Origin of the sequence: Undibacterium sp. WLHG33, from assembly GCF_049544815.1 — a bacterium.
In the GTDB taxonomy this organism is placed as follows: Bacteria; Pseudomonadota; Gammaproteobacteria; order Burkholderiales; family Burkholderiaceae_D; genus Undibacterium.
Window position 1 is genome coordinate 3,045,406 of record NZ_CP186697.1, and the last position, 21,065, is coordinate 3,066,470.

The 21,065-nt window shown below is 50.0% G+C and carries 21 protein-coding genes and 1 tRNA gene; 11 read left to right on the forward strand and 11 right to left on the reverse strand.

Annotation, left to right across the window (positions count from 1 at the left end; genetic code table 11):
• Positions 1-56 precede the first annotated feature (56 nt).
• The 4 genes from ACOTSW_RS13840 to minC form a co-directional block, all read right to left on the reverse strand.
• Positions 57-749, reverse strand: coding sequence for a response regulator transcription factor (locus ACOTSW_RS13840; RefSeq protein WP_186884547.1), 693 nt, complete (start codon positions 747-749; stop codon positions 57-59).
• A gap of 314 nt (positions 750-1,063) precedes the next feature.
• Positions 1,064-1,327: a cell division topological specificity factor MinE gene (minE, locus tag ACOTSW_RS13845; RefSeq protein ID WP_186884548.1), complete on the reverse strand. Its 264-nt coding sequence runs from the start codon at positions 1,325-1,327 to the stop codon at positions 1,064-1,066.
• 2 nt (positions 1,328-1,329) lie between these two features.
• Positions 1,330-2,145: a septum site-determining protein MinD gene (gene minD / locus ACOTSW_RS13850; RefSeq protein WP_423679646.1), complete on the reverse strand. Its 816-nt coding sequence runs from the start codon at positions 2,143-2,145 to the stop codon at positions 1,330-1,332.
• 43 nt (positions 2,146-2,188) lie between these two features.
• Positions 2,189-2,935: a septum site-determining protein MinC gene (gene minC, locus ACOTSW_RS13855; RefSeq protein ID WP_423679647.1), complete on the reverse strand. Its 747-nt coding sequence runs from the start codon at positions 2,933-2,935 to the stop codon at positions 2,189-2,191.
• Positions 2,936-3,287: 352 nt separating this feature from the next.
• Here minC and ACOTSW_RS13860 point away from each other — a divergent pair, with 352 nt between their 5' ends.
• The 3 genes from ACOTSW_RS13860 (at position 3,288) to ACOTSW_RS13870 (ending at position 8,464) form a co-directional block, all read left to right on the forward strand.
• Positions 3,288-4,559, forward strand: coding sequence for an O-acetylhomoserine aminocarboxypropyltransferase/cysteine synthase family protein (locus ACOTSW_RS13860; protein WP_423679648.1), 1,272 nt, complete (start codon positions 3,288-3,290; stop codon positions 4,557-4,559).
• A 419-nt stretch (positions 4,560-4,978) separates the two neighbouring features.
• Complete coding sequence (locus ACOTSW_RS13865) at positions 4,979-6,823, forward strand: AMP-dependent synthetase/ligase (RefSeq protein ID WP_423679649.1); 1,845 nt, start codon at positions 4,979-4,981, stop codon at positions 6,821-6,823.
• Between the two features lie 228 nt (positions 6,824-7,051).
• Entirely contained in the window at positions 7,052-8,464 is a 1,413-nt protein-coding gene (locus ACOTSW_RS13870) for an MFS transporter (RefSeq protein WP_423679650.1), read from the forward strand.
• Between the two features lie 15 nt (positions 8,465-8,479).
• Here the strand turns inward: ACOTSW_RS13870 and ACOTSW_RS13875 are convergent, their stop codons facing one another.
• The gene (locus ACOTSW_RS13875; RefSeq protein ID WP_423679651.1) at positions 8,480-9,442 is read right to left on the reverse strand and encodes a LysR family transcriptional regulator; all 963 of its coding nucleotides are present in this window, start codon (positions 9,440-9,442) and stop codon (positions 8,480-8,482) included.
• Positions 9,443-9,657: 215 nt separating this feature from the next.
• On the opposite strand from ACOTSW_RS13875, the gene ACOTSW_RS13880 reads away from it, so the two are divergent.
• A complete protein-coding gene (locus ACOTSW_RS13880) occupies positions 9,658-10,602 on the forward strand; it encodes a VTT domain-containing protein (protein ID WP_423679652.1) in 945 nt (314 codons plus the stop codon).
• A gap of 98 nt (positions 10,603-10,700) precedes the next feature.
• The gene (locus ACOTSW_RS13885; RefSeq protein ID WP_423679653.1) at positions 10,701-11,090 is read left to right on the forward strand and encodes an OsmC family protein; all 390 of its coding nucleotides are present in this window, start codon (positions 10,701-10,703) and stop codon (positions 11,088-11,090) included.
• A 59-nt stretch (positions 11,091-11,149) separates the two neighbouring features.
• Here the strand turns inward: ACOTSW_RS13885 and ACOTSW_RS13890 are convergent, their stop codons facing one another.
• The 5 genes from ACOTSW_RS13890 to ACOTSW_RS13910 form a co-directional block, all read right to left on the reverse strand.
• A complete protein-coding gene (locus ACOTSW_RS13890; protein ID WP_423679654.1) occupies positions 11,150-11,581 on the reverse strand; it encodes a DoxX family protein in 432 nt (143 codons plus the stop codon).
• Between the two features lie 30 nt (positions 11,582-11,611).
• Positions 11,612-12,313, reverse strand: a complete 702-nt coding sequence (locus ACOTSW_RS13895; RefSeq protein WP_423679655.1) for a pirin family protein — start codon at positions 12,311-12,313, stop codon at positions 11,612-11,614.
• Positions 12,314-12,517: 204 nt separating this feature from the next.
• Positions 12,518-13,015 carry a TPM domain-containing protein gene (locus tag ACOTSW_RS13900; RefSeq protein ID WP_423679656.1) on the reverse strand — a complete coding sequence of 166 codons (498 nt, stop codon included), beginning with the start codon at positions 13,013-13,015 and terminating at the stop codon, positions 12,518-12,520.
• 2 nt (positions 13,016-13,017) lie between these two features.
• Positions 13,018-13,893 (reverse strand): TPM domain-containing protein, encoded by an 876-nt coding sequence (locus ACOTSW_RS13905; RefSeq protein ID WP_423679657.1) that lies wholly within the window; start codon positions 13,891-13,893, stop codon positions 13,018-13,020.
• Positions 13,890-14,507 carry a LemA family protein gene (locus ACOTSW_RS13910; protein ID WP_423679658.1) on the reverse strand — a complete coding sequence of 206 codons (618 nt, stop codon included), beginning with the start codon at positions 14,505-14,507 and terminating at the stop codon, positions 13,890-13,892. The genes ACOTSW_RS13905 and ACOTSW_RS13910 overlap by 4 nt, the downstream gene beginning before the upstream one ends.
• Positions 14,508-15,006: 499 nt before the next feature.
• Between ACOTSW_RS13910 and ACOTSW_RS13915 the strand changes: the two genes are divergently transcribed.
• On the forward strand, positions 15,007-15,501 hold the full coding sequence (locus ACOTSW_RS13915) for a GNAT family N-acetyltransferase (RefSeq protein WP_423679659.1): 495 nt from the start codon (positions 15,007-15,009) through the stop codon (positions 15,499-15,501).
• Positions 15,502-15,645: 144 nt separating this feature from the next.
• Here ACOTSW_RS13915 and ACOTSW_RS13920 read toward each other — a convergent pair.
• Positions 15,646-15,721: transfer RNA gene (locus tag ACOTSW_RS13920), tRNA-Phe, on the reverse strand.
• A gap of 155 nt (positions 15,722-15,876) precedes the next feature.
• On the opposite strand from ACOTSW_RS13920, the gene ACOTSW_RS13925 reads away from it, so the two are divergent.
• From ACOTSW_RS13925 to ACOTSW_RS13945, 5 genes are all read left to right on the forward strand, one after another.
• Positions 15,877-17,070: an FAD-dependent monooxygenase gene (locus ACOTSW_RS13925; RefSeq protein WP_423679660.1), complete on the forward strand. Its 1,194-nt coding sequence runs from the start codon at positions 15,877-15,879 to the stop codon at positions 17,068-17,070.
• A gap of 49 nt (positions 17,071-17,119) precedes the next feature.
• Positions 17,120-17,845, forward strand: a complete 726-nt coding sequence (locus ACOTSW_RS13930) for a DsbC family protein (RefSeq protein ID WP_423679661.1) — start codon at positions 17,120-17,122, stop codon at positions 17,843-17,845.
• A 2-nt stretch (positions 17,846-17,847) separates the two neighbouring features.
• Positions 17,848-18,438 carry a nucleotidyltransferase family protein gene (locus tag ACOTSW_RS13935; protein ID WP_423679662.1) on the forward strand — a complete coding sequence of 197 codons (591 nt, stop codon included), beginning with the start codon at positions 17,848-17,850 and terminating at the stop codon, positions 18,436-18,438.
• Between the two features lie 125 nt (positions 18,439-18,563).
• On the forward strand, positions 18,564-19,016 hold the full coding sequence (locus ACOTSW_RS13940; protein WP_423679663.1) for a DUF3429 domain-containing protein: 453 nt from the start codon (positions 18,564-18,566) through the stop codon (positions 19,014-19,016).
• A 47-nt stretch (positions 19,017-19,063) separates the two neighbouring features.
• The gene (locus tag ACOTSW_RS13945) at positions 19,064-20,932 is read left to right on the forward strand and encodes a M61 family metallopeptidase (protein WP_423679664.1); all 1,869 of its coding nucleotides are present in this window, start codon (positions 19,064-19,066) and stop codon (positions 20,930-20,932) included.
• Positions 20,933-21,065 lie beyond the last annotated feature (133 nt).

Sequence of the window (21,065 nt, forward strand, 5' to 3'; positions counted from 1 at the left end):
GGCAAAATTCTGCGCAATAAATGCAAACCGGGTCAGACTGTGCTGACCCGGAAAATTTATTCTGCAGTAACTTGTTCTAATCGATAGCCGTAACTATAAACAGGTGCCAGCCTGTAACCGTTTTCTGGCCTTAATTCGAGTTTGCTGCGCACCCTGGAGATATGGGTATCCATGGTTCTGGACGGGATATCGACGTCGCGCGACCAGACTGCTTCCAGTATGTAGGCGCGCGATAAGGGGCGACCGAGATTGCGGAACAGCAGCAGTGCCAGATCGAACTCTTTCTGCGTCATTTCTACCGGCTGATCATTAACACTGACGCGACCAGCGCGTGTCTCAAATTTGTAGATGCCGAATTGCAGGTGTTCAGAGGCTGTCTGGGTCGGGTATGCCCGCCGCAACAATGCCTGAACCCGCGCGACCAGTTCACTGCGGCGGATAGGTTTGATCATATAATCATCTGCGCCAGCGGCGAGGCCAGCGACGATGTCGTCTTCACCTGAGCGGCTGGTCATAAACAAGACCGGCAGGGTGGGTGACAATTTTTCTCTGACCCAGTGCAGAATTTCAGTGCCATTCAGATCTGGAACCTGCCAGTCCAGTATCAACATGTCGTAACTTTCCCGACGCAGCTGATGCAGCATTTCTTTGCCGCTTAAAAAAGGATGACATGTATGACCAGCCGCATTCAGTATGGTGCAGACCAGCTCCAGCAGATTATTGTCGTCGTCAAGTACAGCGATTCTCATGGATAGTTATCGTTAATGTCTGGCAATTGAACAGGGTCTTATCATTATATCGAAAGCAAGTAGGAAAAAATAAAATTTGTTAAAAAATGTAACCGTGAAAAATAACATTTACAACGAAACTCATTTGTTTCTTACCATGCGAATCAATCTATTTTTTGCATTTCCTCATTCATCTGGAGCACTTATGTGTCATTTTTAGAAGAACGTCAGCGCGTTTTACTATCCGCCTGATCTCACTGTCGCTTATCTTGAGCGAGCCAGCAACCGGGTGAACGCATCATAGATGCGCTCACCGCAGCCATTCACTCAGATGATCAGTTACGCAGTTCCAATTCAGGCAAAACAACATTCACATCCAGCACTTCAAGATTGCCTTGTTTATCAAGAGAGACGGTAATGTCTTCCGGGCTGACTTTGGTGTACTTCGAAATAACGGCAATCAGTTCCTCGCGCAAGGCGGGTAAAAAATCGTAACCTTCACGTCCTGTGCGTTCACGGGCAATGATGATCTGTAAGCGTTCTTTTGCCACATTGGCAGTTTTTGGTTTGCTATTAAATAAAAAAGAAAGCAAGGCCATGTTTATTTACCTCCGAAAATACGCTGCAGTAAGCCTGGCTTTTCGTAAGTGACGAAGCGTAACGGAACATCCTGACCGAGGAAGCGCGAGACTACGTCTTCATACGCGTCAGAGACATCGCTGCCTTTCATGTGTATGGCAGGATTACCCTGGTTCGATGCATGCAATACCGCCTCTGATTCCGGTATCACGCCAATCAGAGGGATACGTAAAATTTCCTGTACGTCCGTGTGCGACAGCATTTCGCCTGCTTCAACACGTTTTGGCGAATAGCGTGTGATCAGTAAATGCTCTTTGACAGGCTCACCCCCCGCTTGTGCGCGTTTGGATTTCGCCTGAATGATGCCGAGTATGCGGTCAGAATCACGTACTGAGGATACTTCAGGATTGGTGACAACGATGGCCTCATCAGCGAATGTGAGGGCCATGACAGCACCGCGTTCGATACCCGCTGGTGAGTCGCAGACGATGAATTCAAAGTCCATTTTTGCCAGGTCGTTTAATACGCGCTCCACACCTTCTTCGGTCAGCGCGTCTTTATCACGGGTCTGTGAGGCGGGCAGAATGAATAGGTTATCGCAATGCTTATCCTTGATTAATGCCTGATTCAGGGTTGCTTCACCGCTGATGACATTCACCAGATCATAGACCACGCGGCGTTCGCAACCCATGATCAGATCCAGATTGCGCAGACCGACGTCAAAATCCAGTACGGCTGTTTTATGACCGCGCATTGCCAGACCTGAGGCGAAACTTGCGCTGGAGGTGGTTTTTCCCACTCCGCCCTTGCCGGATGTTACAACTATGATTCTTGCCACAAAAAACTCCTTTTTATATCCGAAATAACTGAAATATAGGGCGTCAGCCGATCGCTTTTACTGATGATACTTCAATACTGTCACCAATCAGCCTGACTTGGACGGGGTGCTGTGCCTGTAAATCCGGGTAGCCATTTTCAAATGTCCGGTAGATGCCGGCAATCGATACCAGTTCCGGTTCCATTTGCAGAGCAAAAATTCGTGATTCGGTATTGCCGGTGGCGCCAGCTAAGGCGCGTCCGCGTAGCGTAGAGTAAATATGGATACTGCCATCGGCGATGACTTCCGCACCATTATTGACTGAGGCCGTAATGATCAGGTCTGCGCCGCGGGCATAAATACGCTGACCAGCGCGGACCGGCGTATCGATCACCATGGCCGGATTATTGCGGATGATGACCTGCGGCTCAGCTTTTGCTACCGGTGCTGGTACTTCGGCTTGCGCTGCGATCACTTCTGGTTCGTGGCGTGGTTTGCTTACCACATCAATACTTAAACCATGTGAACGGATGATCGCGTAATCCTCTTCGCGCGCATTGCGGACCGCGACCGGATGCAGGCCGTGCGCTTTGAACAACGGGATCAGCGCATCCCAGTCAACGGTTTCTGCGGCGATGCTTTCAACATCAATGACAGCGAATTCATCGTCAAAAAAATCCGGTGAACCGGCGGTCATTTCCTTTAAGGCGGCTTCCAGCGCAGCAGTGGACGCTTCATGCAGCAATACAGCAACAGCGACAACGGTGGAAATTTTTATTTCTATGGGCTTGCGCGTCAGACTGTTTTGCATGGCATTCATCAAATAAAAGAGGCAGTTGCCAGCGTATCATTATTTGCGGGGCAGAAAATCATCCGCAGGCCATTGATACGCGTATCGGCGGGTCAGGGAGCGACCTGCTAAAAGGAGTCATCGTACCAACTGACAGAAAAGATTGCAAAAATATGCAAAATTTTTTTGCGCTAAGCGGCAATTCCACGACGCTTCGTTGCAACTATTTCTGTCTGGGAATTTTCTTGCCTCCTGAAATCTATGTTTAAATTTTAACTATACAAAAACGAAAAGCTTCCTTGTCAGGTGTTCTGGCGCTTTTTATGATCATCACAGCTTTTTTCAAACCATCTCAAACGACAGGAAATCATCAATGAAACTGGAAACTATTGCTGTTCACGGCGGTTATTCGCTAGACCCGACGACACGTGCAGTTGCGGTGCCGATTTATCAGACCGTTGCCTATTCTTTCGATAATACCCAGCATGGTGCAGATTTATTTGATCTGAAGGTGCAGGGGAATATTTATTCACGGATCATGAATCCGACCAATGATGTGCTGGAAAAGCGTGTCGCGGCACTTGAGGGCGGCATCGCCGGGCTGGCATTGGCATCCGGGCAAGCCGCTATCACGTATGCGATACAGACGATTGCTGAAGCTGGCGACAACATCGTTTCGGCATCGACGTTATATGGCGGTACCTATAATCTGTTTGCGCATACCTTGCCACAATTCGGCATAGAAACCCGCTTCGCGGATTATCGTGACCCTGAGTCGTTTGCCAAGCTGATTAATGATAAAACCAAAGCAGTATTTGTTGAATCGATTGGTAATCCGCTGGGCAATATCACCGATATCGAAGCGATTGCTGCCGTTGCGCACAGACATGGTGTACCGCTGATTGTCGATAACACAGTGCCGTCACCTTATCTGTTGCGCCCGATTGAATTCGGTGCTGATATCGTCGTCCATTCGCTGACCAAATATCTGGGCGGGCATGGCACGACGATCGGTGGCATCATCGTTGATTCAGGTAAGTTTCCTTGGGCAGAACACAAGCAACGGTTTAAGCGCCTGAATGAGCCTGATGTGTCATATCACGGTGTCGTTTATACCGAAGCTTTGGGGCCCGCCGCCTACATAGGCCGTGCGCGCGTGGTGCCATTGCGTAATACGGGCGCGGCTTTGTCGCCGTTCAATGCCTTCCTGATTTTGCAGGGCATAGAAACGTTGGCGTTAAGACTGGATCGCATTACCGACAATACACGCAAGATTGCCGAATATCTGCAACAGCATGCGAAAGTGAAGTGGGTGAATTATGCCGGCTTACCAGATCACAAAGATCATGCGCTGGCGCAGAAATATCTGGGTGGTAAGCCATCCGGTATTTTGACCTTTGGTCTGCAAGGCGGACGTGAAGCAGGGGGGCGTTTTCAGGATGCCTTGCAACTCTTCACCCGTTTGGTGAATATCGGTGACGCAAAATCTCTGGCATGTCACCCTGCAACGACGACACACCGCCAATTAAATCCGGAAGAACTCGCCAAAGCAGGCGTGACAGAAGATACAGTGCGCTTGTCGATAGGCATAGAGCATATCGATGATCTGATTGCTGATCTCGAGCAGGCTTTAGCTGCGTCGTAATATATGTGTTATCGCCCTGATCGCAGTCTTTGCATCAGGGCGTATTCCGGGAATTTTTACCCGCGCTGAGGAATAGCAATTTTTTGCTCATTCTGTCAATGACCCAAGTCAATGCCCCGGCCTGATGGCTCCCTATAATCCGTTTGCACTGAATTTCGCACGGATGTGCTATTTTTTTGCCGACTGTTCTGCTCCCGCTATCCTGCCATAGTAGTAAGATAAACAAAGACCCCCGGGTTGATCTGGAGTCGTGTGTATCGTGTATGAGCAGCAAGTGTTCCGGGCACTGTATATGCTGAAATGCAGCCTTGTTCATGCCCGATAAGGCATGAATTTTCCGAACATGTTGTCTGACGTATGCTTTCATCCGGCGACCAGCCTACCGTCACAGAACGGTGCTTAACGAAAACTTAAAAATCATGTCGAACCAACAGAGACCATTGCAAGAGCGAGCATTGACAGAACTCCGGACCTTAGCCGAACTTTTTACCTGGCGCGTAGCGAAAACGCCGTCCGCAGAGGCTTACCGACAGTTTAATGAACAAAATGGTCAATGGATCAGTTACACATGGGAAGAAACCCATCAGCGTGTGATGGACTGTGTGCGGGCGCTGTCGTTGTTGAATCTGGAGCGTGGTGCACGTATCGCGATTTTGTTACCGAATGGTTTGCAGGCAGTATGTGTGGATCAGGCGGCATTGCAGATGGCGTGTGTGCCGGTTCCTATGCATGCACTGGATAATCCGGAAAGTATCGCCTACATCATCAGCGACAGCGATGCAACCGTTCTGATTGCGACATCCGATCAGCAATGGAAAGACATAGGCAATGCCGGGATTGCATTGCCTGCGTTACGCCAGGTTGTGGTGCTGGAAAAGAGTCTGACACCGGCCGATTACCCTGCCGGAGTACCGGTCGCCAACATGGAGGAATGGTTGTCTGCGGCAGCGAACGTCAATGTTGCTGACGTTCTGACCGACGCGGTGGCGGACGATCTCGCGGCCTTAGTCTATACCTCCGGAACCACCGGTAAACCTAAGGGTGTGATGCTGACGCATAATAACGTCATGTCGAATGTGAAAGCTGTGGTGGCGCGCGTTGCTCCGGTCATCAGCGACGTATTCCTGTCCTTCCTGCCTTTGTCGCATACATTTGAGCGTACAGCCGGTTATTACCTGCCTGTGGCGGCTGGCGCCTGTGTCGCATTTTCTCATTCTGTCAAACAGTTGCCGCAAGAGCTGGTGACGATTAAGCCGACGATACTGATTTCTGTGCCGCGGATTTACGAGCGGGTGTACAGCGTGATTCAGACCCGGCTGGCGCAGTCCAAAGTGCAGTCGTTTTTATTTAACACCGCGATCGCAGTCGGCTGGCGGCGTTTTTCACGTGCACAGGGTTTATCGTCAGATGGACTGTTGCAACGTATCAGTGATGCGCTGGTCTGGTCCGTGCTGGAGCCGGTAGTCGCCGGTAAATTGAAAAACCAGTTCGGTGGTCGTTTGCGCGTTGCGGTCAGCGGCGGTGCGGCGCTATCCACATCGATCTCACGTTGCTTCCTGGGTCTCGGCATACCTATTGTGCAGGGTTATGGCATGACAGAAACTTCGCCGGTTGTGGCATTCAATTCTCCTGATGACAATAATCCATCGACTGTCGGACGCATACTGGATGGCGTGGAAGTCCGGATAGGCGAAAACGCAGAGCTACAGGTGCGTGGACCTAACGTCATGCGGGGTTACTGGAAGCGGGAAGAAGATACCGCCAAAGCGTTTATTGATGGTTGGCTGCGTACTGGCGATCAGGCGGAAGTTGTTGATGGACGGGTACGTATACTTGGTCGCGTTAAGGAAATTATCGTGACATCAACCGGTGAAAAAATTGCACCAGTCGATCTGGAAATTGCGATTTCCACTGAACCTGCATTCGAACAGGTCTATGCCTTTGGTGAAAATGCCCCTTTCATTGCTTGTGCCGTCGTACTAAGTCAGTCTTACTGGACGCAGCTGGCGCAAACACTGGGACTTGATCCTGCCGATCTGAATAATCTGAAATCACCGGCAGCTACCGAAGTAGTGTTGAAGCGTGTGCGTGAACTGACGACCAGTTTTCCATTTTATGCTCAGCCTAAGGCCGTGATTTTATCGACCGAGCCCTGGACGATAGAAAGCACGCTGATCACCCCGACACTGAAGCTGAAACGGCTGAATCTGCAAAAACATTTTGCTGAAGACATGGCGCGCATTTACGCACCGCGGCGCCTATAAATCTGCTATCGGCGGATACAGGTTTCTGTAATGCTCTGTTCAGAAACCTGTATTCACATACATCCTGCGACCTGCGTACTTCACGCAGAAAAATTCTGCGTATTTCCTTTCATCTGTAAGCTGCAGAGTGACGGCTGACCTTCTCAGGGTTACACTGGCGAACTTGTCCTGCATTGCCTGTATCAGACACCGCTATTGATACTTCCCGTTAATTTCAGCTCGCTTATGATGAGTGATCTCAAGGTCAAATCTTACCTGCCGTGGGTCGTTGCGATTGCCCTGTTTATGGAGCAGCTCGACGCGACCATTCTGAATACTGCTATCCCTTCCATGGCAGCAAGTTTGCAGGTAACGCCTTTAAGTCTGAAAGCGGCAGTGACCAGTTATATTCTGAGTCTGGCCGTTGGTATCCCTGTCAGCGGCTGGATCGCGGATCGCTTTGGTACCCGCCGTGTTTTCGGTTTTGCCGTGGCAATTTTTACGGGTGCCTCCGTTCTGAGCGGTCTGGCAGTCAGTGTGCCCATGCTGGTTGCAACGCGGATTTTGCAGGGTATAGGTGCAGCGATGATGATGCCGGTTGGACGACTGGCGATTATTCGCACTTTTCCCAAGAATGAATTACTGACCGCGATGAATTTTGTAATCATTCCCGCGCTGATAGGTCCGCTACTGGGACCGACCGTTGGTGGGTTGATCGTACACTGGTTATCGTGGCGCGTTATTTTCTTTATCAACGTGCCGGTCGGTATCATTGCGCTGTTGCTGGTGTATCGCCACATGCCCGATTATTACGGTGACGAGGAAAGACCGCTGGATGTGGTTGGATTGGTCTTATTCGGCACCGGAACTGCTCTGTTGTCATGGTTGCTGGAAATCTTCGGTGAACACCGGATTGACATTGCATCAGAGTCGGTGCTGTTCGCGATATCGCTGATATTGCTGGTGGCATATGGATGGCATTCGCAACATACGCCATATCCGCTGTTGCGCTTAAATCTGTTTCAGATACGCACGTTCCGGGTGTCTATCGTCGGTGGTTTTGTCACGCGCTTAGGTATAGGTGGACTGCCGTTTTTACTGCCTTTGTTGTATCAGTTGGGGCTGGGACTGCCTGCATGGCAGTCCGGATTACTGATGATGCCTGCGGCCGCAGCCGCGATGGGTATGAAACTGATCGCCCGGCATTTGCTGCGTCAATTTGGCTATCGCAAAATCCTCATCACAAATACATTCATGATAGGCGTGACGATCAGTTTGTTTTCCTGCGTTTCGCCTGCCACGCCTTTGATATTGATCGTGGCGCTGAGTCTGGCGCAGGGTTTTTTTAATTCACTGCAGTTTTCCAGTATCAACTCCATGACCTATGCCGATATTGAGCCCGTCGATTCCAGCATGGCCAGCACAATAGGCAGTTCTTTGCAGCAGATGGCCTTGAGTTTCGGGCTGGCTTGCGGCTCACTGGTCGCTGCATGGTATCTCGGCGCGCTTCCGCAGAGCGATCAACTGGCGGTAACCAGTGCGTTACACCACGCCTTCCTCACATTAGGTGTGGTCACGATGTTGTCGTCGATATTTTTCTGGACCTTAAAAAATGAGGACGGTGAAAACGTGACGAAGGGCGTTGCCGCAAATAAAGAGTGATTGCACTTCGGTACATCAGAAATGGTGCTGACGACGCACACCCAGTAATGCGGTACGCGTGACGGGTGCTTGCAACTGCTGTAACCACCATTGCAGTGCTCGCCCTTGCATCGCTTTACTACTCTGGCGCCACGCATAGCAAGACTGCACCTGCTGTTGTGCCCGCTCCACTTTTCTGACGACCAGTTTCCCGCTGTTGATACATGGATTGGCAAGGCAGGTAGGCAAGAAGCCGACGCCGATTCCGCGCACCTGTGCTTCCAGTTTAGCGGTCATATCCGCAACGGTGAACACATCCTGGCCTGTCAGCAAACCTATCGACATACTGGTGCCATGTCTGACTGAATCAGCAATGGCCACCGCGCGATGCTGGCGTATCACTTTGTCAGACAGGGGTTCTGCCGCGCTCGCCAGTGGATGATGTGGTGCCACAGCGAATTCAAAATCGACAGTGCCCAGATGTTCGCGCTGCAATCCGGTTTTTGTATTGCTGTCCATGACAACACCGATAGCGAGATCGGCTTGTCCGGAGGTCAATGCTTCGAGGGTTCCGGATAAGGTTTCTGCCAGCAGTTTGAGCCGGGTTGGCGGATTCATCTGAAAAAACTGCTCACATAATTCCATCACCGTGGTGTGGTCGATGATGCTGTCCACAGCGATGGTGAATTGCGGCTCCCAGCCCGTCGCAACACGTTTCACACGATTCGCGATAGCGTCGATTTCCTCTAACAGAATGTTACCTTCTCGCAGTAATTCCATTCCTGCGGTAGTCAATTGCGCCTGTCGGGAGCTGCGATCAAACAGCAATACATCAAGCGCTTCTTCAATCTGCCGTACACGATAGGTCAGAGCACTCGGCACCATATCGATGGCGCGTGCTGCCGCCGCAAAGCTGCCGGTGTCGGCAATGACCTGCAACAATGCCAGCGCGGCAGGAGTCAGAACATCACGGGGAGTCGTCATAGTTGATTTATTCATTCAGTTATTCTGAATGATGACATCAAATTTTAGCGGTGGAAACTGTGCGTCTGTTGTGGCATTGTGCATAAACTTGCTCAGACTGCGAAGCAGAAGGCGATGCCGGCGACTGATCTTTATCATGATCAGCGTCGCTGTTGCTGGCCGACATCAGAAAAAAATCGTAATGCCAGATTTGAGAATAAGATTTATCGCAAAAATTCAGCTCATTCAATATGGAAAATATCACTGCTCTCTTTTCTCAGCACGGACTACTGGCGCTGTTTGCCGGGGTGTTTATCGAGCAGCTTGGGGCGCCTGTACCGGCCTTACCTTTCCTGTTGCTGGCCGGGGTGGCTGCTGCCGATAACGGTGTGTTTGCAGTTCAGGCACTGGCAGTGGCGACACTCGCATCCCTGATTGCCGATTCGCTCTGGTTCTATGCAGGACGCCGTTTTGGTCATCGTGTACTGGCTTTGCTATGCCGGATTTCTATTTCTCCGGATACTTGCGTACGCCAGAGTGAGCTGAGTTTTGCTCGCCGTGGCATTGCCACATTGGTCATCGCAAAGTTTGTCCCCGGGCTTTCTATTCTGACACCACCGCTGGCTGGTGCAATGGGCATGCGGGTTTCATCGTTTCTGATCTTCAATCTGGCGGGGACGCTGTTATGGGCTGGCAGCGGAATTGCAGGGGGCTTGCTGTTTCATAATCAGGTCGGACAACTGCTGGCTTACCTGAGTCAGCTCGGTGACACGGCGATGCTGATCGTGATCTGCGCCGTTGCTCTATATGTTGCGATACGTGTCTGGCGGCGCTGGCGTGTGAAACGCTCGGTGGCCAGCTTGCCGCGTGTCGCACCTGCTCAGCTTGCTGATCTGCTTGAACGTGGTGAAGAGCTGGTACTGGTTGATGTTCGTGTTTCTTTGGCTCCGGGGGCACTGGAAAACCATATTCAAGGCGCCAGACACATAGAATTGAACAACATACAAACGGCATCGCTTGATACATGGCCGACCAATGCGAAAATCGTCACGTATTGCTCATGTCCGAACGATGCGTCCGCGCTGAAAGCTGCTTATTTGCTGAGCCAGCGAGGTGTGTCTGCCAGTGTTTTGCACGGTGGTATCGACGCCTGGATAGACGCCGGTTATCCAGTAGAAGCAAACAGCCACGTATAAAAACGGATCTGCGACGCTAATCGGAGGTCGCAGCTGAGTAGAACGCCGGATGCGCGGCAGATGCCTCGGTGGCGATTGATTTTGAGAGGAGTTCTATCATGACTATTTCGGTTGACTGGCAAGCTGATCGTGGCGATACCGCCTGTAATATTGAATTTGATGGTTTGCATTGGATTTCAGATATCGATAAAAAATCGGGAGGATCAGGTCTGCATCCATCCCCGCATGAGCTGCTGGATTCTGCGCTGGGCGCGTGTACTGCACTGACTCTGGAACTGTATGCAAAGCGCAAGGGATATGCGCTGGCTGGCATTCATGTCGAGATTGACCGCGAAGAGGCGGGTGGCATCTATCGTCTGATCCGGCGTATACAACTGCATGGGGAACTTGATCAGACTACGCGTGAGGATTTGCTGCGGATTGCGAATAAATGCCCGATACACAAAGCATTGAGCGGACAGTTTCAGATTGACAGTGAACTGGTCTGAAGCATTTTGCTACTGTCGATGTAATAAAAAAAGGCGTCTGCACGACGCCTTTTTTATGTTTACTCAGATGAAGGACGATGATTTGAGGCTCTGCGTCCATCAATACTCCATGCGCCAGCACCCCACGCGGCCAGTGTCAGCAAGCCACCGGCAACCGCAATGTTCTTAAAGAACAGCAATTGCGTGACATATTGCTGAGCAGCCGGTACCGCCCAATAAGCATGGAAAACGAATGATGCCACCAGCGTGAAGAACGCCAGTATGAGCGCTGCCAAGCGTGTGCCGGCACCAGCGATCAGCGCGATACCACCACCGATTTCAACTAAAAGCGCCGCCACTGCAGCCAGCGCCGGTACCGGCAGCCCGGCCGAGCTGATATAGGCGACAGTGCCCGCAAAACCCGTGAGCTTGCCAATACCTGCGGGTAAAAACAGTGAAGCCAGTAGTAAGCGGCCAACGATTGCCAAAGGATTTTTTAATGTATCAAACATAATGACTCCATTCTTTCGTGAGTATGTCGTTCAGGCGCTCAGGTCAAACACCAGTACTTCAGCGTCTTTACCATTGGCCAGAGTAATTTTTTGTTCGTTTTCAATCTTGAAGGCATCGCCGCCGCTGATGCGTTGGCCGTTGACTTCCAGCTCTCCGCGTATCAGGTGTACATACGCTTTACGTTCGGGATTCAAGCTTAATTCTGCTTTTTCATCACCATCAAACAAGCCTGCATACAATGCAGCATCCGCATTCATCGCAACAGAATCCTGCGCGCCGTCAGGGGAGGCAACTAAACATAAAGCGCCACGTTTTTTCTCGGCAGGAATTGTTTTTTGCTCGTAGCCTGGCGCGATTCCTTTTTGTTTTGGCGTAATCCAGATCTGCAGAAAATGGGTGGTCTGACCTTTTGCATTATTGAACTCGCTATGTCTGACACCGGTACCTGCGCTCATTCTTTGCACGTCGCCCGGCGGGATACCTTTGATATTTCCCATACTGTCCTGATGTGCAAGCTGTCCTGCTAATACATAGCTGATGATTTCCATATCACGATGGCCATGAGTACCGAATCCGGTGCCGGGAGCGATAATGTCTTCATTGATCACCAGCAGATTGCCCCAGCCTGTATGGTCGGGATCGTAATAATCTCCGAAAGAAAATGAATGTTGACTTTTCAGCCATCCATGATCTGCACGACCGCGACTTTGAGATTTTCTGAGTGTAAGCATGATAGTTTTCTCCTTGTTGATGGCAGTGATTATTTCATGCTGCTGAGGTTCGATGCGCGGTGCCGTTTGATGACACCATTTAAAAAATTTGAATGGTGACTCGTTCTGCTCCGATTTTGCAGGTGCGCGGTGTGGTGCTATTGCTTCTTGAGCGTTGCTTGCTGTGCGGTAGTGCCCGAAGTATCAATGCCGGACCGGTCCAGCTCACAGTAGCACGGGCTGGTCTGGCAATTCGTTGCGTGTGTTATGTCCGGTCGGATAGTGCCGGATCATGTGCTGCGTCACCGCCTGTATTCCGGCGATAACACCTGCTTCATATTCGGCGCGTTGGAAGTAGCTCTCCATATCGCGGCAGATTTTTCCCCATGCAGCATCACCTGCTTTCGTATGGATTCCGCGATCGGCAATGATTTCGACGCGTCTGTCAGCCAGTAAAAGATAGATCAGCACACCATTATTGTGTTCTGTGTCCCATATCCTTAATTCAGAAAACAGATCAATCGCACGTTCTCTGGAGGATTGGTCTCTGAACAACGCTGCACCATCAAGCGCAGCTTCTGCTGCAAAACGGATTTCACCTTGGTGTCCGGTTTCGCTGGCTTTAATGGCCTGCTCAATGGCCCGCAGAGAATTCTCAGGGAAATAGCGCCGCAGTTGCCAGCGGCTCATCGATAAATGTTTGATTAGGCGTCTCAGACTCATGATTACCACCTTCCTGATGCACCGCCGCCGCCAAAGCTGCCGCCACCTCCGCTAAAGCCGCCGCCACCTCCAAATCCGCCACCACCGAAGCCACCGCTATCGCCATGGTTTCCACCACGGTAAGTGCCGCTCCCGCGCCCTCCTGTCATGCCGCCTAAGAGAGTAAAAATCAGTGCAATAAAGCCGGCGATCAACGCAATCGTGATCGCGCCGGCGAGCATCCAGGTTAAGCCTGCAACGATGCCGCCGGTGATCATTGCGGCGTGAAGCCGACCAAATAAAGCGCGTAATATTCCTCCGGCGGCAATCGCGAAAATAAACAGAAAAGGAATAATTTGTTCAATCCGGCTGTCATTCGACACATTTTTTTCAGGGGCTGCTGGCAGGGGTTCGCCATTAACGACCTGGATCATCTGATTGATTCCGGCGGAGATGCCGCCAAAGTAGTTATCCTGCTTGAATTGCGGAATGATTGTTTCGCTGATGATGCGTTTGCTGATCGCGTCATTCAACGCACCTTCGAGACCATATCCGACTTCTATGCGTAAAGTGCGATCATTCTTGGCAATTACCAAAATGGCGCCATCATCAATTTTCTTGCGACCTAATTTCCATTGTTCAGCAACACGCAGCGAATATTGTTCTATCGTTTCCGGTGCCGTGCTGGCGATAATTAAGACTGCAATCTGGCTTCCTTTTTTTTCTTCGAAAGAACGTAAGGTCTGTTCCAAGCTGTTTTTTTGTTCGGCGTTCAGCGTTCCCGTCTGATCTGTGACATGCTGACTCAGCGCAGGAACGGCAAGTTCTGCCGAAGCAAAAAATGAGCAGCATAAGGAACCGGCAAGAATCAGCATTCTTGCCGTTTGCAGGAGTGTCATTTCTGATTTCCACTATTCCCTTGCGGTGCACCGAAATCAACTTTTGGTGGCTCCGCAAGTGCTTTTTCATTTTCGACAGTGAAATTGGGTTTTACCTGATATCCAAAAATCATCGCGGTCAGATTAGTAGGAAAAGAACGGACCGTCACGTTATATTCCTGCACGGCTTTGATGTAGCGGTTTCTGGCGACAGCAATGCGATTTTCCGTCCCCTCAAGTTGTGCCTGCAAATCGCGGAAACTGGCATCTGATTTCAACTGCGGATAATTTTCAGTCACGACCAGTAATTTTGAAAGTGCACCTGATAGTTCGCCTTGGGCACTCTGAAATTTAGCAAAGGCCTCGGGGTTGTTGATCAGCTCAGGACTTGCTTGCAGACTTCCCACTTTTGCACGGGCATTAGTGACGCCGAGTAAAACATCTTTCTCTTGCGCCGCAAAGCCTTTTACTGTGCTAACCAGATTAGGTACCAGATCGGCGCGCCGCTGGTATTGATTCAGTACTTCTGACCAGTTCGATTTAATCTGTTCGTCTTCGTTCTGTATCGTGTTGTAACCACAGCCAGTCAGACTCAGGATCAGGATGATGTAGACGGCTTGCCATAATTTACGCATAGAAATACTCCGTTAAATTTAAATCATCAGTTATTAAGAATAACGCAAGCATCTGTTGTCTGCATCACAAAAATATCGTAACGGAGAGTATCCGTCGACGACCAGGCTGCGAAGTGTGATGTTATGGGCTGCAGGACAACCTGACTGTCAGGCAATACCTAGTTCATTGTAACTATGTTCACTCCATGTTAATCAGAATATTACTCCACGCATGACTGGCTGCGTCTGCATGTCTTGCTTGCTTGAATGAAGGCTGAAGTTCTTGCTTTAAAAATTGTATTTTTGTACTAGCCTGAATATTGATCGATAAAAATTGGCTGACCCCGTATATATTTTTTATTCATTTTCTTGCCGGATAGCAGAACCAAAATATGAAGGGAAAATGTAAATGTGATGCTTTACCAGATCAGTAAAGTTACATCTGGTTAACACTTTGAAACAGGAAATATTACTTAACTCAATACAATTGCTGACCTCATTGATTGAAAGAGGCACACCGTTGTCAAAAGAAAAAATTTCCAGTATCAAGAAGCGCCTGGCGTGTCGCCTTCCGATTGTCGGGCAGGTCGTGGAACGGCTGTACAACCCGGACAGCTCGATTCTTCATTGTCTGGCAATGCCAAATACTGCATTGGCGAGAGTAGCGTTAGGTGATGAAAAGATAGTGCGTCAGGATGAGCACATCATCGTCTCTACAAATAACTACTTTATTCGTTACCTTCGCGTTTTTTCAGATGATTTGTGCTCAACCGGGAAAAAAATTTCTCAATTTCACGGTAATAAAGATTTTTCAGCCGGTGTTCTCGCCATCAAGCTTAATCACGGTAATCGTCATGTGATCGACAACATTTATATCGACGTTGCCTATCGTCGTCAGGGTATTGCTTCCTCTTTGCTTGAGCGGGCCTTCGCTGATTTTCCTGACCTATGTCTGGATGGTCGTTTTACGACTGAAGGGATTCTATTTTTTGGCGCGAAGAAAAGACGCAAATAAATCTAGGGCTGTATTCAACGGGATGCTCAATCAAGTTTGCTGAGCGAGCATTTGAATCACGATGAGATTATTCGTTACAGCACTTGCGTTCCCAGGCACAAAACAAAAAAGGCTTACATTTCTGTAAGCCTTTTTCTTATTTCTTGGTGGCCCGGGGCGGAATCGAACCACCGACACAAGGATTTTCAATCCTCTGCTCTACCGACTGAGCTACCAGGCCAAGACCACGCATTATAGAGATGTGTTTGGCGCTTTGCAAGTCCCTTGCGAAAAAAAGCTGCTGGTCTGGGCTAACTCTGAATTGATGTGCCTCAGCCGGGTGCGGGTTCCGGTGCCGTATAATGCCTGTCATTGTCTATGGCGAAGGTCTTTTATATGACGGATCAGATTCATCATTGTGATATTTGTATCGTGGGGAATGGCGCGGTGGGTAAAGCTGCTGCACTGGGATTTGCGCAGGCAGGTTTGCGGGTGGCGGTACTTTGCCGTTCTGCCGTTGCCTTGCCAATGTCGGCACAGTGGGATGTGCGCGTCTTCGCACTGAACCATATTGCACATGATTTATTGTCTTCGCTTAAAGTATGGGATGCTCTGGATTTACAGCGTGTCGCGGCTGTCACCGAAATGAATGTGCGTGGCGGCAAGTCGGATAGCGATGGTCAACTGGCTTTCGATGCTTATGGTGCCCGTACCGGTGAGTTGGCCTGGATTGTTGAAGATAAAAATTTAAATCACGCGCTCGATACGGCGATGAAGTTTGCGCAGAATTTATCGGTAGTCACTGGTGCGGCCGCAAGTTTGCATGCAGATGAACATGGTGCGCAGATTACTCTTGAGGATGGCAGCCAGATCAAGGCAAGTCTGATCGTTGGCGCTGATGGAGCGCAATCGTGGGTGCGTGGTCAGTGTGATATCGGTCTGGATTACCGCTCTTACGGACAGCAGGGTGTTGTCACGAATTTTGAATGCGAGATCCCGCACCACGGGGTTGCACATCAGTGGTTTGTTGAAGAGCAGGGCATCATTGCTTTGTTGCCATTGCCTGGAAATCGGGTATCGCTGGTGTGGTCTGCACCGGATGCATTGGCGGCGACATTGCTGCGGGAACCATTGTCTGCGCTGGTCAGCCGGCTGGAAGAGTATTGTCTGGATACACTGGGGCATCTGACGCCGGTATTGCCCGAAGATATCAAGGCGTTTCCCTTGCGTTTAATACGTCCGCACAGCATGATTGCACAGCGTGTGGCGCTGATTGGCGATGCGGCGCATGCAGTGCATCCGCTTGCCGGGCATGGCATGAATCTTGGTTTTGGTGATGTGACAAGCTTGCTGGCGTTGATAAAATCACGCGAAGATCATTGTGATTGTGGTGATGCCAAACTGCTGGAGCGTTACCGTCGTTCGCGTAAAGAAGACGTGCTGTTGATGCAGATTACGACCGACGGACTGGCACGATTATTCGGTTCTGATTTGGCGCCTTTGCGTCTGGCTCGCAATGTCGGATTGAACTTACTGAATCGTCTGCCTGTCTTAAAGAACAAATTAATCTCCCATGCAATGGGTAAGTAAGCATTGCTGACTATGGCGACAGCTACTAAACGGAATTACAAGGAATAATATGAATCTGAAGCAATGTATCGCGCTCTTGTCCCTCACTTTTACCGGTGTCGTTTTCGCGCAGACCGCGCAGGAATCTGCGATAAAAAAACTGATAGAGCCTAAGTTAGGTCAGGGCGTGAAAGTGGATTCCGTCATCAAGACACCTTACAGCGGTTTGTTCGAAGTGCGCGTCGGCTCGGATATTTTGTACACCGATGAAAAAGCGCAGTATTTATTTGTGGGGAATGTAATCGACGCCAAGTCCGGCACGAATTACACCAAAGCCAGAACAGATGAACTGAGTAAAATTAAGTTCTCTGATTTGCCGCTGGAATCTGCACTGAAAATGGTCAAAGGTGATGGTAAGCGTGTGATCGCTGTGTTTGAAGATCCGAATTGCGGTTACTGCAAACGTTTCCGCAAAACCCTGGCCGGCATGGACAACATTACTGTTTACACGTTCTTGTATAACATTTTGTCGGAAGATTCGACCGTCAAATCAAAAAATGTCTGGTGTTCTGCGGATCGCAATAAAGCTTGGGATGAGTGGATGCTGAACGGAAAAGCCCCCTCCGCTGCACCAGCTAATTGCACTACGCCAAACGAAAAAATACTCGCACTTGGACAGAAATTACGCGTGAACGGTACACCGGCTATTTTCTTTAGCGATGGTTCCCGCGTGCCTGGCGCAATGGATGCAAAAGGGCTGGAAGAGAAGTTTGCCAGCCTGAATTCTGCCAAATAAGCATGACGCTTTCTCCCGCGAGCTGGACTGGCATTTTGCTTGCTGCCGGACGCGGGCGACGCTTTGATCCGCAGGGCGTCGAAGATAAGCTGCAACAAACTTTACCCGACGGGCATACGGTCGCGCTGACAGCAGCGCGCCATTTATCTTCCGTGATAAAGCGGATTGTTGTGGTTGTGCGACCAGACAATCATGCACTGATAGAAGCGTTGCAGCGTGAGAACTACGAGGTCCTTGTCTGCCCGGATGCGGATCAGGGCATGGCAGCATCGCTCACCACCGGCCTGCGTCACACAGCACTTAGCAAAGGCTGGATCATTGCTCTTGCAGACATGCCCTTCGTTCAGAGCACAAGCATCGCGGCGCTCCTGCACGAACTGGAAAACGGCGCAGATATTGTGGTTCCTGTATTTCAGGGACAGCGCGGTAATCCTGTCGGTTTTTCAGATAAATATCTTCCCGAACTAATGGCGCTGACTGGTGATCGCGGCGCACGCGGCTTATTGCAGCGGTTTCCGGTACGCGAAATTCCGCTTGATGATCCCGGGATTTTGCGGGACATTGATCTGCCGGCTGATTTATCTTCCCGGTAAATCAGAAAACATTATTCATATATCGGTGACGGACAAATATATCTAAGTCTCTGATTTCCTCTTAGAATAGCGTTTTTCTTCAATTTGACAGAAAACAGACGTTGCAACATCCGCAGCGATATTTTATGAATAATCTCAATCAGAAACTCGTTATCCGCTTAGGCTTTGCAGGCCTGATTCCATTCATCCTGCTGACCCTCGCCTGCTGGCTCGTGCATCCTGAGTGGTTGGGCTATTTCATCAAAGCACAACTTGCTTATGGCATCGCCATCTTATCTTTTCTTGGTGGCGTACATTGGGGGGTTACCATTATGGCGAATGGCAACGATGATCATGAAACCAGGAAGGCATTGATCTGGGGCGTGATTCCTACCGTGATCGCCTGGTGCTCTCTGGGTAATATGCTGTTTGGTTTTTTAGTGCAGGTTGTTGGTTTTATCGCGGCCTACAAAATCGATAAAAAACTCTATCGAAGCTATGGTGTTCCCGAATGGTTTATTCATTTGCGCCTGCAATTGACCCGAGTGGTTGTGACGGCGCAGATATTCACTTTCATCGCTGCGAATGTGCGCAACTAATATCTCTAACTATTAAAATAGAAAGATCGTTGAGCATGGCAAAAACGATGAGCACTCAAAAAGCAACTCAAAGTCAGACAAGCCGCAACAGCGTCAAAAACGCGATTCATTATTCGATCATCCCCAAAGATTTAGCCGCTCACTTGTATCAGGTGACGCTGCTCATCAGTCAGCCCGATCCTGAAGGACAGATTGTCAGCCTGCCGGCTTGGATCCCTGGTAGTTACATGGTGCGTGAATTTGCACGAAATATTGTGCAGATCAAGGCAACTGCTGCTGGTAAAAAGGTGACTCTCAAAAAGCTCGACAAACATACCTGGCAGGCTGCTCCGTGCAAAAATGAATTACTGATCAGTTATGACGTGTACGCCTGGGATTTGTCAGTGCGCGCCGCGCATCTCGATCAGTTACATGCTTTTTTTAACGGCACCAGCGTATTCCTGAGTGTACACGGGCAAGAGTTTTTACCACACATTGTGGATATTCAACGTCCTGATGTTCCTGCATGTAAGAGCTGGCGCGTTGCCACTTCTTTACCTGAGCTGAAAGCCAAGCGTTATGGCTTTGGTACTTATGTTGCCGCGAACTACGACGAGTTGGTCGATCACCCGGTTGAGTGTGGCGATTTTGCGCTGGCGACATTTGAAGCGCACGGCGTACCACATGATTTTGTGGTGACTGGGAAAGTGCCGAATATGGACATGGAGCGCATGGTCGCTGATGTCAAAAAAATCTGTGAAAGCCAGATCGCGTTTTTTGAGCCGCGTGCCAAAAAAGCGCCGATGGATCGCTATGTGTTCATGACGATGGTTGTCGGCGAAGGTTACGGTGGCCTGGAACATCGTGCCTCAACCGCCTTGATCTGTAACCGCACTGATATTCCGGTCAAACATCAGCCTGAGATGAGCGATGGATATCGCGGTTTTTTGGGTTTGTGCAGTCATGAATATTTCCATGCCTGGAACGTTAAACGTATTAAGCCTGCGGCATTTGCCAGTTACGATCTGCACCAGGAAAACTACACCAGCCTGTTGTGGCTGTTTGAAGGTTTCACGAGTTATTACGATGATCTGATGCTGGTACGCGCTGGCCTGATCGATGAAGCAGCGTATCTGAAATTGCTGGCGCAGACTGTCAACAACGTCCAGCGCGGCAGCGGCCGTCTGAAGCAAAGTGTGGCGGAGTCCAGCTTTGATGCCTGGACGAAGTATTATCGTCAGGATGAAAATTCGCCGAATGCGATTGTCAGCTATTACACCAAAGGCTCTCTGGTCGGGCTGGGTCTGGATCTGACGATACGTGCTGCAACTGGTGGAAAAAAATCACTCGATGATGTGATGCGCGCTTTGTGGCAAAAATTTGGCCGTGATTTCTATGCCAATTTTGCGGCAGGAAAACAGCAGGGCTTGGCCGAAGATGAAATCGAAACGATCATCGAAAAAGCCACTGGTGTGAATGTGCGCCACTTCCTCGATAAGCATGTGCGCGGGACTGAGGATGTGCCGCTGGCGCAGTTGTTTGCTGATTTCGGCATTACACTCGATGCAGGCAATAGCAACAAGCCAGCCAGTCTTGGCGTGAAAGTGGCACGCGATGCCAATGGCTGCAAAATCGCTCATGCGTATGAAGGCCGTGCCGCACATCTGGCGGGCTTATCTGCGAATGATATTCTGGTGGCGATTAACGGCTTGCGTGTAAGTGTCGCCGACGTCAGTGATAATCTGGCGGTGGCGATCGGACGTTATCGCGTTGGTGATACTGTGGAAATTCACGCTTTCCGCCGAGATGAGCTGCTGGTCGTGAAAGCGAAACTGCAAGCGGATGATGTGCCTGCCAACAACTTCAAAATTGAGAGTGATGCCAAGGCAGTGTTGGCGACGGCGCGGCCTAGCTACCGTAAAGCAACGAAGTCGTAATTGATCAGCGTTCCATAGAAAAAGCCGTTGGCGTAATCTGTACGCGAACGGCTTTTCTGCTATTGGCAACGATCATCTCTCAATATTCATGCGGCTTCTGGCAGGAAAATGCCTGGAAAGCCGCAGATTGATT

What these genes read in the sequence shown, in the direction of transcription:
- ACOTSW_RS13840 (WP_186884547.1), bottom strand. Translation starts at nt 749, where the DNA reads ATGAGAATCGCTGTACTTGACGACGACAATAATCTGCTGGAGCTGGTC.
- minE (WP_186884548.1), bottom strand. Translation starts at nt 1,327, where the DNA reads ATGGCCTTGCTTTCTTTTTTATTTAATAGCAAACCAAAAACTGCCAAT.
- minC (WP_423679647.1), bottom strand. Translation starts at nt 2,935, where the DNA reads ATGCAAAACAGTCTGACGCGCAAGCCCATAGAAATAAAAATTTCCACC.
- ACOTSW_RS13860 (WP_423679648.1), top strand. Translation starts at nt 3,288, where the DNA reads ATGAAACTGGAAACTATTGCTGTTCACGGCGGTTATTCGCTAGACCCG.
- ACOTSW_RS13865 (WP_423679649.1), top strand. Translation starts at nt 4,979, where the DNA reads ATGTCGAACCAACAGAGACCATTGCAAGAGCGAGCATTGACAGAACTC.
- ACOTSW_RS13870 (WP_423679650.1), top strand. Translation starts at nt 7,052, where the DNA reads ATGAGTGATCTCAAGGTCAAATCTTACCTGCCGTGGGTCGTTGCGATT.
- ACOTSW_RS13875 (WP_423679651.1), bottom strand. Translation starts at nt 9,442, where the DNA reads ATGAATAAATCAACTATGACGACTCCCCGTGATGTTCTGACTCCTGCC.
- ACOTSW_RS13880 (WP_423679652.1), top strand. Translation starts at nt 9,658, where the DNA reads ATGGAAAATATCACTGCTCTCTTTTCTCAGCACGGACTACTGGCGCTG.
- ACOTSW_RS13885 (WP_423679653.1), top strand. Translation starts at nt 10,701, where the DNA reads ATGACTATTTCGGTTGACTGGCAAGCTGATCGTGGCGATACCGCCTGT.
- ACOTSW_RS13890 (WP_423679654.1), bottom strand. Translation starts at nt 11,581, where the DNA reads ATGTTTGATACATTAAAAAATCCTTTGGCAATCGTTGGCCGCTTACTA.
- ACOTSW_RS13895 (WP_423679655.1), bottom strand. Translation starts at nt 12,313, where the DNA reads ATGCTTACACTCAGAAAATCTCAAAGTCGCGGTCGTGCAGATCATGGA.
- ACOTSW_RS13900 (WP_423679656.1), bottom strand. Translation starts at nt 13,015, where the DNA reads ATGAGTCTGAGACGCCTAATCAAACATTTATCGATGAGCCGCTGGCAA.
- ACOTSW_RS13905 (WP_423679657.1), bottom strand. Translation starts at nt 13,893, where the DNA reads ATGACACTCCTGCAAACGGCAAGAATGCTGATTCTTGCCGGTTCCTTA.
- ACOTSW_RS13910 (WP_423679658.1), bottom strand. Translation starts at nt 14,507, where the DNA reads ATGCGTAAATTATGGCAAGCCGTCTACATCATCCTGATCCTGAGTCTG.
- ACOTSW_RS13925 (WP_423679660.1), top strand. Translation starts at nt 15,877, where the DNA reads ATGACGGATCAGATTCATCATTGTGATATTTGTATCGTGGGGAATGGC.
- ACOTSW_RS13930 (WP_423679661.1), top strand. Translation starts at nt 17,120, where the DNA reads ATGAATCTGAAGCAATGTATCGCGCTCTTGTCCCTCACTTTTACCGGT.
- ACOTSW_RS13935 (WP_423679662.1), top strand. Translation starts at nt 17,848, where the DNA reads ATGACGCTTTCTCCCGCGAGCTGGACTGGCATTTTGCTTGCTGCCGGA.
- ACOTSW_RS13940 (WP_423679663.1), top strand. Translation starts at nt 18,564, where the DNA reads ATGAATAATCTCAATCAGAAACTCGTTATCCGCTTAGGCTTTGCAGGC.
- ACOTSW_RS13945 (WP_423679664.1), top strand. Translation starts at nt 19,064, where the DNA reads ATGAGCACTCAAAAAGCAACTCAAAGTCAGACAAGCCGCAACAGCGTC.